Annotated in this window: 22 protein-coding genes; 8 read left to right on the forward strand and 14 right to left on the reverse strand. The window is 54.2% G+C overall.

Annotated elements, in window-relative coordinates; genetic code table 11:
• Nucleotides 1-13: 13 nt before the first annotated feature.
• The 5 genes from MKY64_RS25795 to MKY64_RS25815 form a co-directional block, all read right to left on the reverse strand.
• The gene (locus MKY64_RS25795) at nt 14-859 is read right to left on the reverse strand and encodes an ABC transporter permease (protein WP_340956646.1); all 846 of its coding nucleotides are present in this window, start codon (nt 857-859) and stop codon (nt 14-16) included.
• Nucleotides 860-863: 4 nt separating this feature from the next.
• Nucleotides 864-1814 carry an ABC transporter permease gene (locus MKY64_RS25800; RefSeq protein WP_340956648.1) on the reverse strand — a complete coding sequence of 317 codons (951 nt, stop codon included), beginning with the start codon at nt 1812-1814 and terminating at the stop codon, nt 864-866.
• Nucleotides 1815-1899: 85 nt separating this feature from the next.
• Nucleotides 1900-3513, reverse strand: a complete 1614-nt coding sequence (locus MKY64_RS25805; protein ID WP_340956650.1) for an ABC transporter substrate-binding protein — start codon at nt 3511-3513, stop codon at nt 1900-1902.
• A gap of 96 nt (nt 3514-3609) precedes the next feature.
• Nucleotides 3610-4035, reverse strand: a complete 426-nt coding sequence (locus tag MKY64_RS25810) for a peptidylprolyl isomerase (protein ID WP_036723630.1) — start codon at nt 4033-4035, stop codon at nt 3610-3612.
• Entirely contained in the window at nt 4032-4250 is a 219-nt protein-coding gene (locus MKY64_RS25815) for a hypothetical protein (protein WP_036723633.1), read from the reverse strand. The genes MKY64_RS25810 and MKY64_RS25815 overlap by 4 nt, the downstream gene beginning before the upstream one ends.
• Before the next feature lie 231 nt (nt 4251-4481).
• Here MKY64_RS25815 and MKY64_RS25820 point away from each other — a divergent pair, with 231 nt between their 5' ends.
• The 4 genes from MKY64_RS25820 (at nt 4482) to MKY64_RS25835 (ending at nt 8739) form a co-directional block, all read left to right on the forward strand.
• A complete protein-coding gene (locus tag MKY64_RS25820; protein WP_340956652.1) occupies nt 4482-6353 on the forward strand; it encodes a glycosyltransferase family 2 protein in 1872 nt (623 codons plus the stop codon).
• Between the two features lie 209 nt (nt 6354-6562).
• Nucleotides 6563-6904, forward strand: coding sequence for a sigma factor-like helix-turn-helix DNA-binding protein (locus MKY64_RS25825; RefSeq protein WP_036723635.1), 342 nt, complete (start codon nt 6563-6565; stop codon nt 6902-6904).
• Between the two features lie 560 nt (nt 6905-7464).
• On the forward strand, nt 7465-8169 hold the full coding sequence (locus MKY64_RS25830) for an MBL fold metallo-hydrolase (RefSeq protein WP_036723636.1): 705 nt from the start codon (nt 7465-7467) through the stop codon (nt 8167-8169).
• 177 nt (nt 8170-8346) lie between these two features.
• Nucleotides 8347-8739 carry a GNAT family N-acetyltransferase gene (locus MKY64_RS25835; protein WP_340956655.1) on the forward strand — a complete coding sequence of 131 codons (393 nt, stop codon included), beginning with the start codon at nt 8347-8349 and terminating at the stop codon, nt 8737-8739.
• On the opposite strand, the gene MKY64_RS25840 is transcribed toward MKY64_RS25835, so the two are convergent.
• The 5 genes from MKY64_RS25840 to MKY64_RS25860 form a co-directional block, all read right to left on the reverse strand.
• Nucleotides 8736-9161 carry a hypothetical protein gene (locus MKY64_RS25840; protein ID WP_036723643.1) on the reverse strand — a complete coding sequence of 142 codons (426 nt, stop codon included), beginning with the start codon at nt 9159-9161 and terminating at the stop codon, nt 8736-8738. The genes MKY64_RS25835 and MKY64_RS25840 overlap by 4 nt on opposite strands.
• Before the next feature lie 668 nt (nt 9162-9829).
• The gene (gene clpB, locus MKY64_RS25845) at nt 9830-12472 is read right to left on the reverse strand and encodes an ATP-dependent chaperone ClpB (protein WP_340956657.1); all 2643 of its coding nucleotides are present in this window, start codon (nt 12470-12472) and stop codon (nt 9830-9832) included.
• 76 nt (nt 12473-12548) lie between these two features.
• Nucleotides 12549-13544: a DnaJ C-terminal domain-containing protein gene (locus MKY64_RS25850; RefSeq protein ID WP_340956658.1), complete on the reverse strand. Its 996-nt coding sequence runs from the start codon at nt 13542-13544 to the stop codon at nt 12549-12551.
• Nucleotides 13545-13790: 246 nt separating this feature from the next.
• On the reverse strand, nt 13791-14267 hold the full coding sequence (locus MKY64_RS25855) for an Hsp20/alpha crystallin family protein (RefSeq protein ID WP_340956660.1): 477 nt from the start codon (nt 14265-14267) through the stop codon (nt 13791-13793).
• A 220-nt stretch (nt 14268-14487) separates the two neighbouring features.
• Entirely contained in the window at nt 14488-15042 is a 555-nt protein-coding gene (locus MKY64_RS25860) for a GNAT family N-acetyltransferase (RefSeq protein ID WP_340956662.1), read from the reverse strand.
• Between the two features lie 106 nt (nt 15043-15148).
• Between MKY64_RS25860 and pdxR the strand changes: the two genes are divergently transcribed.
• The gene (gene pdxR, locus MKY64_RS25865; RefSeq protein ID WP_340956664.1) at nt 15149-16600 is read left to right on the forward strand and encodes a MocR-like pyridoxine biosynthesis transcription factor PdxR; all 1452 of its coding nucleotides are present in this window, start codon (nt 15149-15151) and stop codon (nt 16598-16600) included.
• 214 nt (nt 16601-16814) lie between these two features.
• On the opposite strand, the gene MKY64_RS25870 is transcribed toward pdxR, so the two are convergent.
• Nucleotides 16815-17777 carry a helix-turn-helix transcriptional regulator gene (locus MKY64_RS25870; RefSeq protein WP_339312364.1) on the reverse strand — a complete coding sequence of 321 codons (963 nt, stop codon included), beginning with the start codon at nt 17775-17777 and terminating at the stop codon, nt 16815-16817.
• Nucleotides 17778-17892: 115 nt separating this feature from the next.
• Here MKY64_RS25870 and MKY64_RS25875 point away from each other — a divergent pair, with 115 nt between their 5' ends.
• Entirely contained in the window at nt 17893-18318 is a 426-nt protein-coding gene (locus MKY64_RS25875; protein ID WP_036723662.1) for a VOC family protein, read from the forward strand.
• A gap of 257 nt (nt 18319-18575) precedes the next feature.
• Here MKY64_RS25875 and MKY64_RS25880 read toward each other — a convergent pair whose 3' ends face one another.
• Genes MKY64_RS25880 through MKY64_RS25890 form a run of 3 tightly spaced genes read right to left on the reverse strand, consistent with a single transcriptional unit; the run spans nt 18576 to nt 20611 of the window.
• Entirely contained in the window at nt 18576-19475 is a 900-nt protein-coding gene (locus MKY64_RS25880) for a DNA-3-methyladenine glycosylase family protein (RefSeq protein WP_340956669.1), read from the reverse strand.
• Entirely contained in the window at nt 19456-20040 is a 585-nt protein-coding gene (locus MKY64_RS25885) for a methylated-DNA--[protein]-cysteine S-methyltransferase (RefSeq protein ID WP_340956670.1), read from the reverse strand. The genes MKY64_RS25880 and MKY64_RS25885 overlap by 20 nt, the downstream gene beginning before the upstream one ends.
• Nucleotides 20021-20611: a bifunctional transcriptional activator/DNA repair enzyme AdaA gene (locus tag MKY64_RS25890; RefSeq protein WP_340956672.1), complete on the reverse strand. Its 591-nt coding sequence runs from the start codon at nt 20609-20611 to the stop codon at nt 20021-20023. The genes MKY64_RS25885 and MKY64_RS25890 overlap by 20 nt, the downstream gene beginning before the upstream one ends.
• Nucleotides 20612-20833: 222 nt before the next feature.
• Here MKY64_RS25890 and MKY64_RS25895 point away from each other — a divergent pair, with 222 nt between their 5' ends.
• Nucleotides 20834-21733, forward strand: a complete 900-nt coding sequence (locus MKY64_RS25895; protein ID WP_340956674.1) for a GNAT family N-acetyltransferase — start codon at nt 20834-20836, stop codon at nt 21731-21733.
• Nucleotides 21734-21755: 22 nt separating this feature from the next.
• A complete protein-coding gene (locus MKY64_RS25900; protein ID WP_340956676.1) occupies nt 21756-22634 on the forward strand; it encodes an AraC family transcriptional regulator in 879 nt (292 codons plus the stop codon).
• Nucleotides 22635-22737 lie beyond the last annotated feature (103 nt).

Here is a 22737-nt window from a genome sequence, read left to right on the forward strand (position 1 = left end):
ATGTTAAGCCCTCCTATCTTCGGATCAGCTTAGGTTCAAAGCCGACCCGCAAAATATCTCCCAGCACATTAAAGCTCAGCACCGTAAACAGGATCATCAGCCCGGGGAACAGCGCCAGATAAGGCGCCTGGGCAATATACCCTTGTGCGCTGTTCAGCATACTCCCCCATGTGGCATTCGGCGGTTGTACCCCGAAGCCGAGGAAGCTGAGCGACGATTCCATCATAATGGCCGAGGCAATATTATTCGTCGCACCTACAATAATCACCGGTATCAGCCCCGGAAGAATATGCCGCCAGATCATTCCGAAGGCACTCTGTCCCGAGGCTTTGGCATATAGCACGTACTCCCGTTCCTTGATTGTCAGGGTCTCCGCGCGGACGACACGTGCCACATTCATCCACATCAAGAGAGCAATAATAATGATTAGATTGCCGATGCTCGGCTTCAGATAGACGCTGAGCAGCAGCAGGATCAGAAAGGACGGGATCGACATGATAATATCCAGCATCCGCATCAGCAGATTATCGATCCAGCCGCCGAAATATCCGCTAATCACCCCAACCAGCACGCCCACAAAGGTTGCTACGACCATGGAGGCAAACCCGACCAGCAGCGAGACCCGGCCTCCGTATAAGGCTCTGGACAGATAGTCGCGGCCATAATCATCGGTGCCGAACAGATGCGCGGCGCCGGGCTTCGTCAGGCGGGCCATGGCATCCATGGCATTCGGATCATGACCGGACAGGAAGGCAAAGACCGCCCCCAGTGTAAACACCAGCAATATGACAAGAGCAGCGACACCCAGACCGTTCGTAAACAGCTCGGACTTCAGATTTTTCCATTTACTGCGATTCATGAGGTCACCCCTTCAGTTTGATTCTTGGATCGACAACGCTGTAGAGAATATCTGCCACCAGATTACCGAAGATCAGCATTAAGGAAGAGAACAGGGTAATCCCCATAATGACAGGATAATCCATCCCCTTCACCGCCGTCATCCCCAGGGAGCCGATCCCCGGCCAAGAGAACACCGTTTCCGTAACAATCGCCCCAGCCACCAGATCTCCCATCGACATACCGATCAGCGTGATCACCGGCAGCAGTACATGCTTCAGCACATGCCGGAACAGGATGGTGGATTTCTTCGAGCCAAAAGCGTACTGGATCTGCACATACTCCTCCTTAAGCTGTCCGATCGTGCTGGAGCGGATATAGCGCACATACCCGGACAGGAAACTGAAGGCCAGCACCGTACACGGCAATATCCCGTGCTTCAGCACATCAATCGGCGATTCCACACCAATGGTGCGCATCCCCATGCTTGGAAGCAGGTGCAGCTTGATCGCGAACAGATACATCAGCAGGATAGCCAGCCAGAATAAGGGGATGGAGATGCCGATATAAGCGATAAAATTGATTAGCTTGTCTACCCAGCGGTTGCGGTTCGCACCGGCCACGAGGCCCAGCGGAATGGCCAGAAGGACGGCCAGGGCAATGGCGCTGCCCATCAGACCTGCAGTTGCGGGGAGGCGGTCCAGAATCTGATCCAGCACAGGCTGGTGATTGACCAGCGAGTACCCGAAATTGCCCTGGACCATCTCTTTGATCCAGATGAAATATTGGATATAAGCAGGCTTATCCAGCCCCAGATTATGACGGATGCGCTCAATATCATCAGCGTGCATATTGGGCGTCACGAAAGACAGCACCGGATCTCCCGGAGCCAGCTTAATCATGGTAAAACAGACCACCGATACAAAAAACAGCATCGGCAATGTTTGCAGCAACCTTCGGACGATGAGTTGTCTCATACGCAGCTTCTCCCAGCTCTTAACAGGCAAAAATAAGCTGGGAGAACCAGCTTATTTTTTTGCCTTGCTTATTTTGTGAGGCAGATTATTTCTTGTAGATCTTGGACAGGTCTTCGAAGATAACGACTGGCTTCAGGACAGCCTCATCAACTCCGCCGTAGTTCTTAGAGACAGCTACAACAGTCTTCGTATAAGCGATCGGATAGATCGGTGCATCCTCGGCTACCAGCTCCTGTGCTTTCTTGTAGATCTCTGCACGCTTAGCCGGATCTGCTTCGCCTGCACCGTCATTCATCAGCTTATCGACTTCACTGTTGGAATAATGCGAGTAGTTGGACGAGCTGTCCGTAGTGAACAGGATACGGTACGCATCCGGATCATAGCCCATGATATAGCCGGTCAGAGCCAGCTCATAGTCGGTCGCCTTCAGATCAATGAATTTCTGCACCCAGGCCGAGGAATCCATGTTCTGCAATTCAACCTCTACGCCGATTGCCTTCAGCTTCTGCTGCACATACAGCGAGATGGCTTCCTGCGCCTTGTTACCGCTCTGTACGATATACCGGAGCTTCAGGTTGCTCTCACCGGCAGTGGCCAGCAGTTCCTTCGCCTTGGCAGCATCATTGTCAAAGGTAGGGACATCGTTGGTGAAGTACAGTGCATCCGGAGTCAGGAAAGACTTTGCCGGATCAGCATATTCGCTGGAAGTGTACGCCGTCTGAATCAGCTCGTCGCGGCTGAGGGCCAAAGACAGGGCTTGCCGGACTTCTTTTTTGGCGAGGGCACCGGTATCGCTGTTCGCATTGAACATCAGATAAGCGAGGCGGCCTTCGCTATACGGGAGAATCTCAAAATTATTCGTCGCTTGAATCGTAGGAACATCCTTCGGGTCCAGATACTGTACATTAATCTCGCCGTTCTGCAGAGCCAGATTCGCAGCATTGGTATCCTTGGCAATCCGGTAAGTGACCGAATCCAGATGCGGCTTGCCCCCGAAGTAGTTGTCGAAGCGTTCCAGCGTCAGATACTCGCCGGCCTTGTATTCCTTGAACTTGAAGGGACCGGAGCCGACAGGAGAAGCGTTCTTCGTGCTCTTCTCAATGTTGGTCTCATTCTCGTAAATGTGCTTCGGAATCGGGAATACCTGTACCAGCGTGGCTTCAAAAGCCGGGCTGACCTGCGGCAGCTTGAACTCCACAGTCAGGTCATCGACCTTGACAGCCTTAATCGCTTTGTCGCCAATCAGGAAGTTGGCACGCAGGAAGCTGTTCTGCTTCTCATCAAGAATGCTGTCGATGGTGAATACCACATCATCCGCCGTCAGCTTCTCTCCATCATGCCAGGTCAATCCATCCTTAAGCTTCAATGTATACGTCAGATTATCGCTTGACGGTGTCAGGCTGTCTGCCAGGTAGAAGGTCTTCTTGCCGTTGTTCACCTGGAACAGCGGAGCATACAGGGCCTGGTCAATGGTCAGGCTGACACGGTCACCCGCATAGTTCGGATTCAGCACTACCGGGTCGGAAGCGACCCCTATAATCAGACTGCCTCCATCCTTCGGTTCGCCGGCAGCAGGCTCTTGCGATGCAGCCGGTGTCTGTGCGGCATTGGTAGATGAAGCGTTATTCCCACTCGAACATGCACTGATCATCAGTGTTAATAATAGTAGAATAGCAACCCCTGTTATCCCTTTACGCATTGTCTCTTCCTCCATGTCTATGAGCATTCCCGCTCGTTGTTGAGTCATTATATATCGGAATACTAGGAATTACAATGTATGAATTTACCATGGGCTTTACCAGACGCGGACCTCCTGCATGACCGCTCCGCGCCGCAGGGCATCGACATGCTCCATTCCTTCCGTAACCCTGCCGAATACCGTATGCCAGCCGTCCAGATAATCGAACGTATCATAACAGATAAAAAACTGGCAGGACCCCGTGCCTGGTCCAAAATGCGCCATAGACAGCGCCCCGCGCACATGCTTATGGGGATTCCCCTGCGTCTCACAGGGAATGGGATCTGTGCCGCCTCTGCCGTTGCCGTCCGGGCAGCCGCCCTGGGCAACAAAGCCGCGAACCACACGCTGAAAGGCCAGACCGTTGTAAAAGCCGCTGTTCGCAAGCTTTTCAAAATTGGCTACGGTTCCCGGCGCTTCCTGATCGAACAGCTCCAGCCGAACCTCCGGTCCCTGCTCCAGACGGATCAGAGCCTGCTTCATGGCGCCTCCTCCTCTACACGGGCTGCAGTGTCTGCCGGTACACCGATATAGACGGCCGTCTTGGCAGCATGCAGCGGCGCATAAATCTCCTCGATATCCTCGTCCACGAGCGGCCTAAGCTCTCCGCCCTCCATATGCAGGAACACCTCAGCGCGCGGATTCATCGCCAGGAGGACATTGATCAATTGCTGTACTTTTAACGTTGGCTTGTCCATCCTCTCACTCCTGCCAGCCCTCTTCCGGGGATTATATATATTAGCGGTATTGTACAATAGCTCAGGGCAAACGGCAATACGGCTCTCTTCTATACATGCAGGTGATTATTTCGGGGAAATGGGGAAAGTCTGGTACTTCTCTAAAAATATCGAATACATATAATTTATATCAACTATTTGCGAATCCAAGGGGATGTTCTATCATGTTGACCTTATTCTGGAGTGGCTGCTATGAATCCGAATAGAACCCGGGTGCTGCTGGGCAGCCCGATCCATCAAAAACCGGCGATCCTGGAGCAATTCCTGAACTCTCTGCTGCGTCTGAACCTGAAGGATATCGATCTTGATTTCTATCTAATTGACGATAACCCGGATGAAGCCGCAAGCCAGCTGCTGCAGCAGTTCGCCCGGAACGGCAGATCCGTCTTCCTGCAATCCTCCGGCTACCATGATGACTATATCCGAGATGAGCATACTCATGTCTGGCATTCCAATCTGGTCTGGAAGGTGGCCGGATTCAAGAATCTGATGATCCGGCGGGCGGAGGCCTTCGGCTATGACTACCTGTTCCTGATTGATTCCGACCTCATTCTGCACCCGGATACGCTGCTGCATCTGATCGGTACAGGCAAGGATATTATCTCCGAGATTTTCTGGACACAGTGGCAGCCGAATACACTGCTGCAGCCGCAGGTATGGATGCATGACGAATACAACCAGTGGGAGATTCATCCGGGGGAGCAGCTCTCGCCGGAGGAGATTCAGCGCCGTTTCCATGCTTTTTTGCTGAAGATGCAGCAGCCTGGAATCTATGAGGTTGGCGGACTTGGCGCCTGCACGCTGATCAGCAGCTCAGCCCTCAGCTCCGGGATCAGCTATGATCGGGTACACAACATCTCCTACTGGGGAGAGGACCGTCATTTCTGCATCCGTGCAGCGGCCCTCGGCCTTCCGCTCTTCGTGGATACCCACTTCCCTGCGCTGCACCTCTACAGAGACAGTGATCTGGATCTGGTCGCGGAGTTCATCCGGCACACCTCGGGCGCGGAAGCTGCTCCTATAGCAGAAGGGGTGCCCGGGACCGGGGATGACAATGAAGCATACGGAGCCCGGACTGAAGCAGCGGTCCCGGAGGACGGCGATACAGCAGCCGCTGCTGATCTGCCGGGCCATGCAGAGATAGCTCCGTCCCCTGCTGACAAAAGAGTACAAGAGGCAGCAGCGCAGTGGGATGTGCTGTGGACCGAAGCCGAAGCCCGGCAGCGCTTGTCCAAGGAGCCTCTGCCTGCTGACGCAGGCGAGACGGCAGAAGGAGCCAGCACAGGCAGGGACGGAGGAGCAAGTCTGCAGAAGCCTCAATCCGCTTCTGCAGCGTCCCCCGTCATCCCGGCAGTCCCTGCTTCCCGCCGGCCCAAGCTGACCCTCACGATGATCGTCAAGAACGAAGGCACCAGATTCCTGCGCCAGGTGCTTGAGGAGCACCGCAAGTATATTGATGAGGCCGTCATTATCGACGACGCAAGCACCGATGATACAGCCGATATCTGCCGGGAGGCTCTTGAGGGGATTCCGCTCCACCTGATACAGAATCCTGTCTCCCGCTTCCATAATGAATCAGAGCTGCGCAAGCAGCAGTGGGAGGCGGTGGTTGCAACCCGTCCGGAGTGGATTCTTAATCTGGACGGGGATGAGCTGTTCGAGTCCTGTTTTCCAGAGGAGGTTGACTCCCTGCTGCGGACAGCAGATTGCGACTTATTCTGTTTCCGGCTCTACGACTTCTGGGATGAGGGAAGTTACCGCGAGGATATGTACTGGCAGGCCCACCAGAGCTACCGCCCGTTCCTGCTCCGTTACCGGGAAGACTTCACCTATACCTGGAATGATCTTCCGCAGCACTGCGGGCGGCTGCCGGAGAATATCTTCGAGCTGCCCCATCAGTTAAGCAACCTGCGCCTGAAGCATCTTGGCTGGTCGAAGCCGGAATTCCGGCTGGAGAAGTATCTGCGTTATATGCTGCTGGACCCGGATGCCGAGTACGGCTGGAGGGAGCAGTATCAGTCTATCCTTGACCCGAAGCCCCGGCTGGTGAGTTGGAGCGAATAAGGCGGAGGGCTAAGTCATAAGAAGAGAGAAGGAAGCTCCTTATCGGAGCTTCTTCTTTTGTTGCGAATAAGCTTCAGGAAATATATCACTATAGGTCCGCAGGCAAATATGCTAAAATAACAGAACATAAGTTCGTATTTTGGTTGTAAAATACATCCTAATAATTCCCTATTATTAGAAGGATATATAGAAGAGGAGGCATAACAGTGATGGAACAGCAAATGATACAGCGTTACCGGCAGGAAATCTATCGAATCGGCTGGCGCTTACAATACCGCAGCAAGCGAACCCGCCGGCATGAATGTACCTTCATGGATATCCGCCCGGCTCAGCGGGATGAAGCGGAGGAGATGATTAACCGGTTGTCCGTTGAACAGCTATTAGATACCCTTCCAGCCAAAGGAAAGGTGATTCTGCAAAAGATTTATCTGCAGGAAATGACAGAGGCTGAGGTCGCGGCACAGCTGCATATGAGTCAACAGGGGGTTAACAAATGGAAGCAAAAAATGCTCCAGCAGCTATCACAGACAGCGAATTCGCAGACCTTCTGACAGGTGTCCGCCAGAAACAGCCGGAGGCCATGCTCCAGATCATCGAGCTATTTCAGGAGGACATCGAAATAGTCAGTCAATGCATCCTCCTCCCGCGGGAGGATGCCATTTCACATATTGTGACGGAGATTCTTAACTTCATACAGGCGGGGGATAGCACATGAACAAGCGGGCAAACGCCGACCTATCGTGGCGCTGCCCGCTTGTCATTCATTGGGAATAGCTAATCTATCAGGCAAGACCAGCATTCATGCTGACTGCACCCTAGGTATTGACATTCCTGCTAGGGTAAGGTTTATGGTTACTATAAGAAGTTCCGGACGGAATAACTTATGAAAGGGTGTTCATGCGTTGAAGATCGGAGAGTTCGCAGCTTGAGGCCCATGGGATGTTACATCGGAGGTCTGGTCGGACCGTTCGGAGCCAGCACAGATATCCGCATCATTATCGAGGCTTCCATCGACACTCTAGACCGGGCACGGCGAAATGGGGTAAACTCATTAAATATTGAATCGTACATTGTATAACTCGGATGCCACGAGAAGGGGTTGAACCAATCCATGGAACTCTACGCCGTAAAATTTGGTGAATCTTCATTTCGCTTAAGCAACGTATACCGCGATATGCATCATTCGGAGGAATTAGTCCAGATTGCGTGGTCATTTTATATTGCCAAGCATAATAATAAAACAATCTGTATCGATACAGGCTTTCGCGATGAGAATGTGGCACAGCAATGGGGGATTACACTAACAGACGTTGCAGACGAGTTAAGAGGCATCATTGGCAATCTAAGCTCCGTAGATACAGTCATCATTACGCATAGTCACTTTGACCATATTGAGAATCTTGACTTGTTTGATAAGCCTGAAATCATTATTTCAAAAACCGACTATGAAACTGCGCTACAGCAGTGCCCGCCGGCCATCAAGGAGAAGCTGCTTCAAGGCCCGGTTGTCACCGTAGACAACGAATATATTTACGACAACCAGTTCAGATTCAAGGTGATCGGCGGGCATAGCCCTGGTTCATCGGTGGTTTACTTTGAATCGGTTAATACCAACTATATAATCACCGGCGATGAATGCTACTGGTGCGATAATTTGCTAAGCAATCGGCCGAACGGGGTTTTTTCCAGTACAGAAAATAACGAACGGTTTCTAAATGAGGCTCATCACAGCGGATTAATTCCGCTCCCATTCCATGATCTGCAAATATTCGAACACTATCCGGCCGTTTCTAACAATATAGTGAGAATCTTTTAGATTTTGGATAAGGTCATCCTTTATGGATGGCCTTTTTTGTACGGATATGTCTATCGCGCATTGAATTATTATTCTAATAGTTGTATTATTATTCATTATTCGCGAAAAAGGAGCATACCTATGCCATTGATAATTAGAAACGCTGAGCCTTAGGATGTAAACAGTCTGACCGAGCTGATGTATGAATACATCGTTGGTTTTTATCAGAATCCTAAACCTCCTGCCGATAAAATCAACACTTTAATCCAGACCCTTTTTGACCAGCAGCAGGGGGTGCAGTTCGTGGCAGAGCAGAATGGAGAGTTAGTCGGCTTTGCTACCCTATTCTTTACATTCAGCACTATGAAAGCAGATAAAATCAGTGTTATGAACGACCTCTTTGTAAGAGAACCCTTTAGAGATACCGAAGTGGAATCACAAATATTCCTGGCATGTCAAAAATACTCACAGAATCATGGCTATGCCAACATGACTTGGATTACTTCTACTAACAACAAACGCGCTCAAAGCTTCTTTGAAAACATGAACGCGGTCAAAGGGAAGGATTGGGTTCACTACTCCCTTATCTAAATCAACGCGTCGAAATGGCCCTCTGCGTCTACCGTCGCTGTCCGGGGATCGGTCAGACCGATGCCCTTAAGGCCTCCCTTTCCCTCAGTCCGCCAGGGCGGAGTATGATCCTGAAGCGGGGGAGCAGGTACAAATGAAGCCGAAGCGGTACTCCCGCTTTTCTGCACCAGATGGGCCTCCAGCTGCCGTATTTGCCGCTGCAGCTGCTCCCGGCGATAAGGAGTCTGCATCTCTCCGCCCTGCGCCGCATTCACCTTGTCCAGCTCCATCAGCAGCCGGTTGCGCTGCTTCTCCAGAGAACTGACATCGCTCTGTGTGCTGCCGTAAGCTGTAGTGGCCTGTACCGGGCTGATACCGGATACCGTCTGTGCCGCCATGATCTCTCCCTCCGTTTCCTTGGCTTCTGCTGCAAATCCAGCCATATTCGAAAGTTCTAATCATTTTTATTACCCGGCAGCTCCCGCCATGACAACATTCCAACCACATATTTACAAAAAATCGTCGCATAGTCTCAATCGGATGCTGGTTGGACCATACCAAAGACCTAGCCGGGAGGTCTGTAAAAGCGCCAAAGGCCCATGTTCGCTTTGCCCCGCACCGCTTCCAACGGCAGTTCCAGTCCATATTTATATCATCTACAAAGATATGCTTTTGTCTCTTTCTAACGAACCTTATTTGACATAAGATTTATCCTAGTACCTCATCAGATTTAAAATAGTGGAGTAGAATAAATTACCCTTCAAATTACATATTTTTTTCAATAGAGAGTTGTTATTTGGGGGCGTTTGGCTTAGCGTAACGGACACAGGGGCTCTTATCCGGGAAGAAAGTCGTCACTTAGGCGATTAGCGGACCGCAAGGACCTTATCCCCTGCAATTCAGCTCCAAAACGTCTCGCAGAAAGACGATAAGGTCCACTGAGTCCGTTACGTTGCAAAAGGTGGCGTTCTCGTGGGGATAAGGTCTCTTCGGTCCGTTAGATTTTTTGGGATGATAGGGTTTCATTACACGAACCCCTGAGTTTCACAAGCTTATCCACCCTTTTAAATCTGACACTGTACTAAGAGGTGACGCCGGGGCCCATTACATTTCACATCGATCCTACTGGCTTCACAGACTCTGATTTCGCTATTGCAACAGTCAGCTCGCCGTCCGCTTCGTCCACTGTCATCACTGAGCCTTCCTCCGCTTCTCCGGCGATCAGCGCGCGCGCTACCCGGGTCTCCAGACTGCGCTGGATGAACCGCTTCAGCGGTCTGGCCCCATATATGGAATCGAAGCCTTCCTCGGCAATGAAGCGGACCGCCCGATCACTGAGGACCAGACCGATGTTCCGCTCAGCCAAGCGCAAGCGTAGGCCGCCTACCAGCTTCACGACAATCTGCTCCGTCTCATTCATAGTCAGCGGCTTGAACATTACAATATCATCTACCCGGTTGAGGAATTCCGGGCGGAAATGCCCGCTCAGCTCCTTCATGACCCGGTCCTTCACCGCTTCAGTCAGCTCGCCGTTGTCATCCGTGCCCTGAATCAGATGCGGTGAGCCAATATTGGAGGTCATGATGATGATCGTGTTCTTGAAGTCGACCATCCGGCCCTGCGAGTCGGTCAGCCGCCCGTCATCCAGCAGCTGCAGGAGGATGTTGAACACATCCGGGTGCGCCTTCTCCACCTCATCCAGCAGCACGACGGTATATGGCTGGCGGCGCACCGCTTCCGTCAGCTGGCCGCCTTCTTCATAGCCGACATATCCGGGAGGAGCACCTACGAGACGGGAGACACTGTGCTTCTCCATGTACTCCGACATATCGATACGGATCATGCCGTCCTCGCGGTCGAACAGCGAGACCGCCAGTGCTTTGGCCAGCTCCGTCTTCCCGACCCCGGTCGGCCCTAGGAACAGGAACGAGCCGATCGGACGGTTCGGGTCCTTGATGCCGGCTCTTGCCCGAAGAACGGCATCGGCTACCAGCCGGACCGCCTCATCCTGCCCGACTACCCGCTCATGCAGCGTCTCCTCCAGCCGCAACAGCTTATCCCGTTCGCCTTCCACCAGCCTGCTTACGGGAACTCCCGTCCAGCGTGAGACAATATCGGCGATCTCCTCCTCCGTCACGGCTTCACGCAGCAGCCGGGTCTCCTGGTCCTGCTGCGCCGCTTCCTCTGCCGCCTTAAGCTGCCGCTCCAGATCAGGAATAATGCCATAGCTTAATTCAGCCGATTTGTTGAGATCATAGATCTCCTGCGCATCGACCAGATCCTTGCGGGCCTGCTCCAGCCGCTTCTTCAGGTCGCGGATGCCCTGAATGGCCGATTTCTCCTTCTCCCAGCGGGCCGTCATCCCCAGATGCTTCTCCTTGAGGTCAGCCAGCTCCCGCTGGAGGTTCTCCAAGCGGCGCGCGCTGGCGTCGTCGGTTTCTTTTTTGAGCGCGGCTTCTTCAATCTCCATCTGCATCAGGCGGCGGGTTACCTCATCCATCTCACCGGGCATGGAGTCAATCTCCGTGCGGATCATTGCGCAGGCTTCATCGACCAGGTCGATCGCCTTATCCGGCAGGAAACGGTCCGTGATATAACGGTTAGACAGCACACCGGCTGCTACCAGAGCGCTGTCATAGATTTTGACTCCGTGATGCACCTCGAAGCGTTCCTTCAAGCCGCGCAGAATCGAAATGGTATCCTCGACATCCGGCTCGCTGACCAGCACCTGCTGGAAGCGGCGTTCGAGCGCCGGGTCCTTCTCGATATATTTGCGGTACTCATCCAGCGTGGTCGCCCCGATACAGTGCAGCTCACCCCGGGCCAGCATCGGCTTCAGCATGTTGCCCGCATCCATAGCCCCCTCCGTCTTGCCCGCACCGACAATCGTATGCAGCTCGTCAATGAACAGAATAATCCGTCCGTCACTCTCGCGGATCTCCTTCAGCACCGCCTGCAGCCGCTCCTCGAATTCCCCCCGGTATTTCGCACCGGCAATCAGCGCACTCATATCCAGCGAGAAAATTGTCTTGTCCTTCAGTCCCTCCGGCACATCCCGGCGGACAATCCGGTGGGCCAGCCCTTCGACAATCGCCGTCTTGCCGACACCCGGCTCCCCGATCAGGACAGGGTTATTCTTGGTCTTGCGGGAGAGGATGCGGATCACCCGGCGAATCTCGGCATCGCGACCGATGACCGGATCGATCTTGCCGGCCCGCACCTCAGCCACGAGATCGCGGCCGTACTTCTCCAGCACCTCATAGGTGGCCTCCGGCTCCCGGCTGGTCACCCGCTGGTGTCCGCGAATCTCCGCTAACACTCCAAGCAGCTTCTCCCGGGTAACGCCCCGGCTGGTGAACAGCCCGCGCAGCTCGCGGTTCCCGCTGCTCGCATCCGAGACCATCGCCAGGACGGCGTGCTCCACCGCGACGAATTCGTCCTGCATCTTGGCCGCTTCCTGCTCCGCCTGTTCCAGCATGGCAATCAGCGCGGGCGATGCATAGCGCCGCATGGTGCCAGCTCCGCTCCCGCTTACACTGGGTTTGCGCTGAAGCAGCGCCTCGGTTCCCTGCAGCAGCTCGGCTGCGGGAACATTCATCTTCTGCAGCAGCCGAGGCAGCAGGCCCTCATTCTGCTGAAGTAAGGCTTTCAGCAGATGAAGATTGTCAATCTCCTGATGCCCGCCGGAAGCCGCCAGCGACTGCGCCTCTGCTACCGCTTCCTGCAGCTTCTGGGTAAGCTTATTGAAATCCATAAAATCATCGCCTTTCTAATGTATAGGTTAATCAACCGGATGCCCGGCTGTTATATATGCTGAACTTAAATGTTCTTTACCGTGTTGCCGCTCTTCGCCGCTGCGCTCCGCCTGTGGTACGCCGTTTCGCACCGGCTTGGAAGCTGCCGGACTCCGCCAGCTGACGGTACAGCTTCTTCTCTGCCTCCGATGTATCAGACGGAATGACCATCTCCATCCGGAACAGGATGTCACCATTCGTTCCGTCCGGACGTCTCAGCCCCTTGCCGGAGAGGCGCAGCGTTCCGCCGCTTGCTATTCCGGCAGGGATCTTCAGCTTCACGCTGCTGCCATCCGGCAGTGCTACCTTGGCTTCCCCGCCAAGCACAGCCTGCCAAGGGGCGATCTCAACCGTGCCGAGCAGATCCCCGCCGTCCGGCTCATAGATCTCATGCGGCAGGAGGTGCAGCGAGATTAGCAGATCGCCGCCCTGCGCCGCTCCGCTTCCGCCGCCGGGTACCCGGATGAGCGTCCCTTCCGCCGAGCGTGCCGGAATCTGTACGTTCAGGTCTTTGCCTGCCGCCTGAACGCTGATATTGCCGCCTTTGTAGGCCTGCTCCAGCGTAATCTCAAGCTGGGCCTGCATCGTACTGAACTCATCCCCCCACGGGCTTCCGCCTGGACGGGCACCACTGCTGCCCGAGAAGAAGCCGGTACGGTCAGCCGCGCCCCGGCTGCCGAAGAACATCCCGAACAGATCCTCTTCCGGTATACCGCCGGAAGAAGCGGCTCCGCTGCTCCAGCCCGCGCCAAACGGCGATTCCCATGAAGCGGAGGAGGCTGATCCATGGCTGCGCTGACCCCGCGAGCCTGCTGCGGCTCCATAGCGGAGCTCCTCATCATAGATTTTGCGCTTCTCTTCATCGCCCAGCACCTCATATGCCTCGGCTGCTTCCTTGAATTTCGCCTCTGCCTCCGGGGCCTTGTTGACATCGGGATGCCATTTTTTGGCCAGCTTCTGGTAGGCCTTCTTGATCTCCTGCTTCGAGGCCTTCTTGTCTACCCCAAGACGCTCATAATAATTTGCCGCCACCGGAACCTCCTCCTTTCGTGTAATGGGAACCTTCTGCCTTCCTCCGGGAAAAGACGCATTATAGCCGGAACCCCCACTACAATGCGTCTAATATGAAGTGCTATATGAAAAGCCCGGTGAAATCCTGCTGCCGCCCGGTGAACCGGATAGGCCAGCGGCTACAGCCGCTAAGCCCGGAGTTCCTGCGGAAGCGGCAGCTTCAGCCGGACTTGGATGTCCATCTTCCTCATAAGGCTGTCCTTCCGCTTACTGAAGCTCTTTCCGGTCTGAATTATCGTTTCCGCCATCCTGAATTTCGATCCGTTTGCCCTGGGACTTCTGCCGTTTCGGCACCTCCAGGCTCAGCACACCGTCTTTCAGGGAAGCACGAATGTCTTCCTCTGCAATATCCTGCACGTAGAACCGGCGTACATATTCACCATACCGCCGTTCGCGGCGCACCATCTGATGGTCCTTGTTCTCCTCATTGCTCTCTTCTGTACGAACCGCCTTGATCGTCAAGTAAGGGCTGGAATAATCAATGTCGATTTCTTCTTTGCGGAAGCCCGGAAGCTCAGCCTCGATCAGATATGCCCCTTCACTCTCCCGGATGTCGGTCCGGAAAGACAGCGCGTTACTTGTCAGCGGTGCGAAGAAATCATCATTAAACATTTCGTTCAGCGACTTCGCCAGCACACCAAAAGCATCATCTCTGCGTTTACCAAAAGGAACCAAATCAAACATCTTTCATTCTCCTCTCATTTGACTTTTGATTTTTGATTTTTTGAATTCGGTCTTGCTAAGACTTTGACTTTGTCTGACCTATGGCTTTATTATAGCCTGCACCTCCGGAGAAAACAAAACCGGTATAAGCCGAAAATCCGGGAAAATCCGGCGTTTCGGCTCTTTTTTTATAATAAATTTTAACATTATTAAGGATTTGACCTTATTTGACCTTCCTGCTCTACTTCAAATAACGCTCCCGGTATTCACTCTCCAGCATGCCCATCATTATCACATCATGATACTCATGGTTATAAAACAGCGTCTGACGCCGCACCCCCTCCTGCACGAACCCGATGGACTCATATACATGCGCAGCACGGGCATTATAACTGTAGACCTCCAGCTCAATCCTGTGCAGATTCAGAATGCCGAAGCCATAATCCAGCATAAGCAGCAGCGCTTCACGCCCGTACCCTTGACCCTGATGCCGCTCGTCCCCGATGGCGATCCGCAGATTGGCATTCCGGTTATCCCCATCGATGTCCTGAATGGCGATGTCGCCGATAACCTCATCGTTCTCCTTCAGCGCAATCAGCAGCAGCACCGTACTGTCATCCCCTGATTTATGGGCGATATAATTCTCAATCTGCTCTTTGGTAATATGCTTCTTCGTTCCTGTAAGCCTGCGGACTTCCGTGCCGTAGAACATATGGTAATACATTTCGGCATCTTCCCCGTTAAGCGGGCGCAGATACACCTTATCCCCTGTTACAAGTTCTGAATGCCTGTTCATTTCCGTCATCTCCCACCTGTTGTTATAGCTCTTATGGTAATGCAGAGCTGCATACTATAAAATATACAAAAACGTCTAATTTCAAAGGACAGATTGAAGGTGAAGGATGCTGCTTGTCCCTGATCTGAATGAACACAGCGAGGTCCCGTACTACATACAGCTCTATAATTATCTGGCAAAAGCAATCCTGGGCGGCACCCTCCAGAGCGGGACGCGCCTGCCCTCTATCCGCCGCCTGGCGGCGTTATGCGGAATCAGCGCCACTCCGGTGGAGCTTGCATACCAGCAGCTTCTGGCAGAGGGCTTCATCGCCAGCAAGCCGCGCAGCGGCTACTATATTCTGCCCGTTCACCGGGAAGGCAGCCCTGCTGCCGCCGGGGAACGGCCCAGTCCGGCACCCCGCCCGATCACGCCCCGTGATTCACGGCACTACGCGTATGATTTCCATATGTCGCGCAATGATTTCTCCCTGTTCCCGCACAAAATATGGCGCAGCCTCTACCAGGAGCAGCTCGCGAATCCAGACCTGCTCCAGTACGGCGATCCCCAGGGGGAGCCGGCCCTCCGCGAGAGCATCGCCGCCCATCTGCGGCAATTCCGCGGGCTGCGCTGCACGGAGAAGCAGATTGTAGTCGGCGGCGACCAGTATACGCTGTGTTCTTTGCTGTGTCTGCTGCTGAAAGGACGGGTGAGCGGGCTGGGTATCGAAGATCCGGGGTACCACCTGCTGCCTGCGGCATTCCGGCGCAGCGGATATAGCATTCTGCCCATTCCGCTGGAGGAGGATGGATTGCAGATAGACAAGCTGTACAGCAGCGGGGCAGATGCTGTGTACATTTCGCCGTCCCACCAGTTTCCCCGGGGGATGACCATGCCAATCACCAAACGCCTCGCATTGCTGGAGTGGGCCCGGTCCACAGGCGGATATATCATCGAGGACGATTATGACGGGGAATTCCGCTATCACGGGCGGCCGATCCCCGCGCTGCAAGGGCTTGCTGAGGGCAGTCCGGTGATCTATATGTGCAGCTTCGCCCAGTCGGTAACCCCTGCGTTGTGTATTCACTATATGGTGCTGCCGGAGGAGCTGCTGCCAGACTATCACAGCCTGAGAAGCGAGCTGTACCTGGAGCATTCGGCCTCACGGCTTCATCAGATTGCGCTGCATTATTTCATGGAGCGGGGTCATTTCGAGAAGCACCTGCGCCGGATGCGCCTGCTCTACCAGCGTAAGCATGACCTGCTGATGCGTTCGGTCAGGCAGCATTTCGGCGATGCCGCAGTGCTCAGCGGAACGGATGCCGGATTTCATCTGCTGCTGACCTTTAAGCCGCCCTCAGAAGTTGGCAACAGAGTTAGCAGTAGCACCAGCGCCAGGGAGCTCGCTGCAGTAGCGGAAGCCGAGGGCATTCGCGTTACCCCCATGTCCTATACCTGGTGGGCCAAGCCGGACTACGATGAACCGGAATTCATCCTGGGCTTCGGCGGGATCGCCGAGGAGCTGATCGATGAGGGCATCCGCAGATTGGCGGGGATATGGCTGGGCCATATGGATTGAACTACTAATTTTATTATTTTGGGAGAGGCGTGGCTCCAGAGAATATTTGGACTTCCAGCCGCTGTTGTCTGCAGATTTCTTGAATTTTCATACCGCTGTTCGCGGTGGAAATCCGCAGACAAAGGCGGACGCTAACGCTCCTCCAGTTCCAAAATCCCCTTCCGCCACTCCTCCCTTAATTTATGCTTCAAGTTCAATCAATATAGATTTTGGATCAGCTATACTTCTCCAGTATATCCGCAAGCGTCCGCTTCACCTCAGCCACCAGCTCCGGCGGCTCCAGCACCGTTGCCTCGCTGCACAGGCTAATCACAAACCGCGCGAAGAAGCCCAGATCGCTTCCCGGAATCTCTCCCTCCAGCCAGCCTGTGCCGTCTGCACGGATATGCAGCAGCTGCGGGGACCATACCTCCCCTTCGCAGGACTGGACCCCTTCATTCCCCAGCTCCACGTACAGCCGGATAAGGCTTTGTTCGGCCTGCTCCTGCGGCGGGCTGCCGTAATGCTCCGTATTGTCCAAGTGGATATGACGCAGATCAAGCGCGGCCGGTCCCGCTTCATCATACCCGGCAGACTGAATCCGGTCGCAGCGGAAAGTACGGATGCCGCCCCGCAGGAAGCAATACGCCGGACAATACCACAGGCCGTTACTGGCATAGATGCCGACGGGCTGAATCCACCTTTGCTGCCGCCGGCCCTTCGATTGGTAATCGATCAGCAGCACTTTTTGCCCGGTAGCCGCGTCCAGCAGTTGGGGAAGATAAGGGAATTCCGCCTGCCGCGACGGGGTCAGGAAATCAATTCTGTTCTTCATCTCATCAATCCGGTCACGGACATCGCCAGACATGTAATTATAGAATTTGTACAAGGCGGATAAGGATTCTTCCTTGAAGGGAAGATATTTATAATGGCGCAGGGCATGGCTGGCAAAAAATATCGCCACCGCCTCTTCCTCCGTGAACGCAATCGGCGGCAGGATTCTCTCGCTCAGCACCTGATACCCTCCATGCGGCCCCACTTCGGAATAGAGCGGTACGCCCAGCTCCCCCAGCTCCTGCAAATCCCTGAGGATTGTGCGTGAAGAAACTTGGAATTCGTCAGCCAGCTCCCTGACGGTGAATTTACGCTTGCGGTTGACGGTCATCATGAGGTCCAGCAGCCTTTTGGATTTCGACACAGGGTTCACTCCATTTATTATTTTAACTATGACAAGAGCTGTCACTATTATAGTCTACACTATAACCATAGCCGGTTAGTACAGGCAAATATACCTTCCAAGGAGCGAACAAGACATGAAACTGCAAATGAACCCTTATATTCTGGTGGACGGATCTGCTGGGGAGGCGATAGCCTTTTATCAGGAAGCGCTTGGTGCTGTGGTGCTGTTCAAGCAAACGATGGGCGAAGGCCCGCAGAACCCGGACGCCCCGATGACGGAGCAGGAGAAGGCGCAGATTGCCCATGCGGTGCTGCTGGCGGGAGAGACGAAGTTTTTTGTGGCGGATTATGAGCCGGGTATGCCGCGCAGCCGGGGCAACAACATCAACATCTGTCTCACGGTGGAGACCGAGGCGGAAGCACAGCAGCTATTTAACTCACTGAAGGCAGGCGGAACTGTCGATATCGAGCTGGCCCCAGCCTACTACAGTCCCGCTTACGGCATGGTGACCGATAAGTTCGGCGTATGTTTCCAGATTTTTATGGATAATAGGAAGTAGGAATGGGGTGGAGAGTGGGAGGGCGAGCGCCCCACGGCTGCAAATGTGTTCGGTTTTCCGCTTACATTTGGTCCATGTGCCGTCCCAACTCGAATTGTATTCGATTTTCCGCATACATTCGGCCTTTGACCAGTGGAACCAAGCACCTACTCTTGCTCCTCCCGGCGATCCTTCAGCTACGTTCGGCACCACTTCACTCTACAATGTCATCCAAAAAGCCCTGTCTCCCGAAACAACCGGCGAGACAGGGCTTTGTTCTAATATAACGCCCGCCACAAGTAAAAGGTGGCGTAGGCTTCCCAGCCTTGCCACGGCCGGGCCAGCTCCAGCAGCTCCGCCGGTGTCGGCTTGCGGTCCATGGCGGTGAGGAACTTGATTACATTTTGCAGGCCGACATCGCCTACAGGGAACGAGGACGCATCGCGCAGGCAGCGCATACGGACATATTGCGAGGTCCACGGGCCGATCCCGCGGATCTGCAACAGCCGCTGCTCGGCGGCAGCCGGGGACGGTAGCGCCAGCAGCTCCTCCCGGCTTAGCTCCCCGCTTGTGATCAGCGAGGCTACGGTGAGCACTGTCTGTGCTTTGCTGCGGGTTAGCTGCAAGGCGCATAATTCCTCTACCTGCACCCCTGTGAACACCTCAGGGCCAGGGAAACGGTAGTAGGCCTGCCCTTCCCATTCCAGCGCTTCGCCGTATTCTGCGGTCAGGCGCTGCTTCAGCCTGTAGGCAAAAGCCAGATTCACCTGCTGGCCCAGAATCGCCCAGCATAGCGCCTCAAACAGATCCGGGATGCCGATGATCCGCAGGCCCCGGTGCTCGCTGGCCAGCGGCCCGAGCAGCGGGGCCGCTGCCGCCAGCCTGTAGAACGGGGCAAGATCACGATCCAGATCAAACCACTCCACAATGTAGCGGGCCAACTGCTCCTGCTCCAGCGCACCGGGAATCGCCCCATGCAGCCGGGTTACACTCAGCTTGTGATTCTCGGACACACTGAGCCGCACCAGCAGCGGGCCACCCTCTATCCTGAACATCCGGCTGACGCCTGCTTCATCCGTGCGGAACAGGCATTCCAGCGGCGAGCGGTTCATGTACTCCAGACAAGCCTTCAGGTCGAAATCCTCCGGCAGCGGCAGCTCAAAAAGCAAATCGTTCATGACCCGCCGCCTTCACATTCAGAATCCCTTCCAGCTGGAGCAGCTCCTGCTTCATCTGGAGTCCGCCCCGGAAGCCGGTTAAGGTGCCGTTCGCGCCGATGACCCGGTGGCAAGGTACAATGACAGGCACCGGATTCTGCCCGTTGGCCGCACCGACAGCACGAACCGCCAGCGGTCTGCCGATCCGCTCAGCCAATTGCTTGTAGCTGGCCGTCTCCCCATGCGGGATGGTAAGCAGCCCCCGCCACACCTCTTGCTGAAACGGGGTGCCCCACAGATCCAGCTCCACACTGCTGAAATCTACCGGCTCTCCGGCAAAATACCGCTCCAGCAGCGTGATCACCCCAACCTGCTCAAATCTCCCGGCATCCTCCAAGAACTCATAGGCAGGCGCGTACATTTTCAACCAGGAGGCGGGTAATTGCCCTTCGTCCTGCGGGAAGGATACGCGGACCAGGCCTTTATCACTGGCCCACAGGGTCCACTCCCCTTTCCCGAGGTTCAGGGTATGATGATAAATCGTTATAGTATCTGTACTCCGGCTGTTATTCCGGCTTGGCTTCATGCGAATCTCCTCCTTCTTGATGCTTGCTACGGTACTCTGTAGGGGACAGCCCCGTCTTCTTCACGAACCAGGCGGCAAAATGAGAGGGCGTACGGAACCCCACAGCCCGGCCGATTTCACCCATCTCCGCCGCTGTCTCCGTCAGCAGCCTGCGGGCTTCTTCCGTGCGCAGCGCATCCAATCTGGCAGCAGGTGACTGGCCGGTTACCCGCTTATAGGTGCGCTGCAGGTGGAACGGGCTGACCTTCAGCTCTTCAGCCATCGACTTCAGAGTCAGCTTGCTGCCGAACCTTCCGTCCATTATGGCATCCGCCTGCGCCGCTAGTACCGCATCAGGCCGGAGGGTGCCGCCTTCCTCGGGACGGCATCTTTTGCAGGGACGGAAGCCTGCCGAAACAGCCTCCTGCAAGGAGCCATAGAATACAACATTTGCTGCCTTCGGCGTTCTCGCCCGGCAGGACGGACGGCAGACAATATGGGTCGTCAGCACCGCCGTATAGTAGATCCCGTCATAGGTCGGCTCGCGCCGCACCACCGTTTCATAGATACGCTCGAACAATTGCGGGTCCATCCCCATCACCTCTTACCGCCAGTATAAACGATTCGTTTTGACATATGCAGCCTATTGCAATAGGAGAGCAAGATTACGACAGTGAAGCAGAGGGTTTTTCTCGCCAAGCAGAAGTGGAAAACCAGTAGCTATTTTAATGCTAGTATTGACTACTTGGATTATAATTAGGGCTTCTAAGTGGTGTATCCAACTACAATCTTTATTCGGAGGACTAAGAACCCAATGAAACTATCAGACATCCGCTGCGAACGCCTGCGCGAGAAGGATTCTCTCACCGCCACAAAACTATTAAGCCTGGACGCGGACACCGGTCATGACCTCCTGCAGGTGCTGGAAGAGGAGCCGGAAGTGTTTATTGCCGCTTATGTGCAAGAGACGCTTATTGCATTAGTCCAACTGGAAGCGTCTGCACCCCAGTCTCATTTAAATGTATTCGTCGCCCCGCAGTATCGCCGGCAAGGCATTGGCAGGGCTTTGATGCAGGTGGCAGAAGCTCAACTACAGGCAGGCGGAACCCGTAAGATCAGTACTTCCGTCCGGTCCGGGGTATCCCCTTCCCTTGCGTTCGCCCGCAGCCTTGGCTATACCCCATACTATTCTCTTATTTATATGGAACGAACCGGAGGTTCTTTTCCTCAGGAAACGGCTTCAGCAAGGTTGTATAGAGATGAAGACTTTGTTGACGCCCATTCGCTGTATGCTACTGCTTTTCATGAAATGCGGGTACGCGTCGGATGCTTCCCCGATTCTGTGGTTGCAGAGCCTAATGAAGGCAGACGAACAGCCTGGGCAGCAGATGCACAGGACCGGCTGGTCTATGAGCTTGACGGGGAAATTGCGGCTTACAGCCACATCCACGGGAATGAAATCAGCAGTGTAAGTGTACGTTCTGACCTTCAGGGACGCGGAATCGGACGAACCTTCATGAAGTACTTATGCAACGAGATCCACCGTCGCGGCTACACCAGCGTTATCCTATCCTGCGTCGTTGGGAATGAAGCCATACATTTGTATAACAGCCTTGGATTTCAGGAAACGCATCGAATGGAGTATATGATAAAAAGTCCGGACAACTCAGAGCATTCCCGGTCAGGCCCCGCCCTGCCCGCTTCTCTACAATGAATATTGAAAGGGAGGTGCGGAGATGGAGACGATACGGCTGCTCCAACAGGCGATTGATTACGTAGAGCAGAATCTGCATAACGCCATCGGCGTCGAGGATATTGCCGGAGTGGCGATGACCTCGAAGTACCATTTTCAGCGGATGTTCCATGCCTTGACAGGGTTCACTGTTACCGAATATGTACGTAACCGGAGGCTTACACTGGCGGCGGAAGAACTGGCAGGGACGGACGGCAAGGTGATCGACATTGCGCTGAAGTACGGGTACGAGACGCCTGAGGCCTTCGCCCGAGCGTTTCAGCGGGTGCATGGGGTGACCCCCAATATGGCGAAGAAAAAGAACGTGAAGCTCAAATCGTTCCCCCGCATCTCCTTTCAAATTCAGATCAAAGGGGAAAGCGAAATGAATTACAGGATGGTTGAAGAGAAGGGCTACCGCGTCATGGGTAAGGAGGTTATTATCCACCAGGATGCTTATAGTGAAATCCCTGCATTCGTTGAGAAAATCTGGAACGATGGTACGCATGACCTTATTAACGAATGTGCCGGAAGGCCTTCCGGTTCGCTGCTGTTCGGTTATTACTATGACTTCCGTGAGGATGGGACGAAACGCTATCTGATGGGAACCGAGCTGCCGGAAGGTCAGAAGGTATCAGAAGAGCTGGTTAACCTGACTATACCCGGCCAGACGTATGCTGTATTCGATTGCCTGGATAAAGTGCCAAATGACCCGGAGCTGGGGTCAGACATTAAGAATGTGTGGCGGCGGATCTATGCGGAATGGTTCCCGTCGTCAGGCTTTGAACAAGTAGAAGGTCCGTGCATTGAGAAATACTTCTGGACGAATGATGAGCACGATGAATGTATTTGCGAGGTATGGATTCCTGTGGTAAAGAAATAAAATGCAACATTCCCTATAAGCCCTCTACCAGCCATAAAGGCATCTGGAGGGCTTTTTTCCGGGCCAGGGTAACGGATTGTTAACCTCTCAATTCTCACGCTAT

The sequence above is a fragment of the Paenibacillus sp. FSL R7-0210 genome (genome assembly GCF_038009085.1).
In the GTDB taxonomy this organism is placed as follows: domain Bacteria; phylum Bacillota; class Bacilli; order Paenibacillales; family Paenibacillaceae; genus Paenibacillus_AQ; species Paenibacillus_AQ silagei.

Excerpts from the sequence above, each read along its gene's own strand:
- MKY64_RS25820 (WP_340956652.1), top strand. The coding sequence starts at position 4,482 with ATGAATCCGAATAGAACCCGGGTGCTGCTGGGCAGCCCGATCCATCAA.
- MKY64_RS25805 (WP_340956650.1), bottom strand. The coding sequence starts at position 3,513 with ATGCGTAAAGGGATAACAGGGGTTGCTATTCTACTATTATTAACACTG.
- MKY64_RS25885 (WP_340956670.1), bottom strand. The coding sequence starts at position 20,040 with ATGAAGCCAAGCCGGAATAACAGCCGGAGTACAGATACTATAACGATT.
- MKY64_RS25795 (WP_340956646.1), bottom strand. The coding sequence starts at position 859 with ATGAATCGCAGTAAATGGAAAAATCTGAAGTCCGAGCTGTTTACGAAC.
- MKY64_RS25900 (WP_340956676.1), top strand. The coding sequence starts at position 21,756 with ATGGAGACGATACGGCTGCTCCAACAGGCGATTGATTACGTAGAGCAG.
- MKY64_RS25860 (WP_340956662.1), bottom strand. The coding sequence starts at position 15,042 with ATGAACAGGCATTCAGAACTTGTAACAGGGGATAAGGTGTATCTGCGC.
- MKY64_RS25875 (WP_036723662.1), top strand. The coding sequence starts at position 17,893 with ATGAAACTGCAAATGAACCCTTATATTCTGGTGGACGGATCTGCTGGG.
- MKY64_RS25815 (WP_036723633.1), bottom strand. The coding sequence starts at position 4,250 with ATGGACAAGCCAACGTTAAAAGTACAGCAATTGATCAATGTCCTCCTG.
- MKY64_RS25830 (WP_036723636.1), top strand. The coding sequence starts at position 7,465 with ATGGAACTCTACGCCGTAAAATTTGGTGAATCTTCATTTCGCTTAAGC.
- MKY64_RS25840 (WP_036723643.1), bottom strand. The coding sequence starts at position 9,161 with ATGGCTGGATTTGCAGCAGAAGCCAAGGAAACGGAGGGAGAGATCATG.
- MKY64_RS25890 (WP_340956672.1), bottom strand. The coding sequence starts at position 20,611 with ATGGACCCGCAATTGTTCGAGCGTATCTATGAAACGGTGGTGCGGCGC.
- MKY64_RS25895 (WP_340956674.1), top strand. The coding sequence starts at position 20,834 with ATGAAACTATCAGACATCCGCTGCGAACGCCTGCGCGAGAAGGATTCT.
- MKY64_RS25835 (WP_340956655.1), top strand. The coding sequence starts at position 8,347 with ATGTATGAATACATCGTTGGTTTTTATCAGAATCCTAAACCTCCTGCC.
- pdxR (WP_340956664.1), top strand. The coding sequence starts at position 15,149 with ATGCTGCTTGTCCCTGATCTGAATGAACACAGCGAGGTCCCGTACTAC.
- clpB (WP_340956657.1), bottom strand. The coding sequence starts at position 12,472 with ATGGATTTCAATAAGCTTACCCAGAAGCTGCAGGAAGCGGTAGCAGAG.
- MKY64_RS25825 (WP_036723635.1), top strand. The coding sequence starts at position 6,563 with ATGGAACAGCAAATGATACAGCGTTACCGGCAGGAAATCTATCGAATC.
- MKY64_RS25855 (WP_340956660.1), bottom strand. The coding sequence starts at position 14,267 with ATGTTTGATTTGGTTCCTTTTGGTAAACGCAGAGATGATGCTTTTGGT.
- MKY64_RS25880 (WP_340956669.1), bottom strand. The coding sequence starts at position 19,475 with ATGAACGATTTGCTTTTTGAGCTGCCGCTGCCGGAGGATTTCGACCTG.
- MKY64_RS25800 (WP_340956648.1), bottom strand. The coding sequence starts at position 1,814 with ATGAGACAACTCATCGTCCGAAGGTTGCTGCAAACATTGCCGATGCTG.
- MKY64_RS25810 (WP_036723630.1), bottom strand. The coding sequence starts at position 4,035 with ATGAAGCAGGCTCTGATCCGTCTGGAGCAGGGACCGGAGGTTCGGCTG.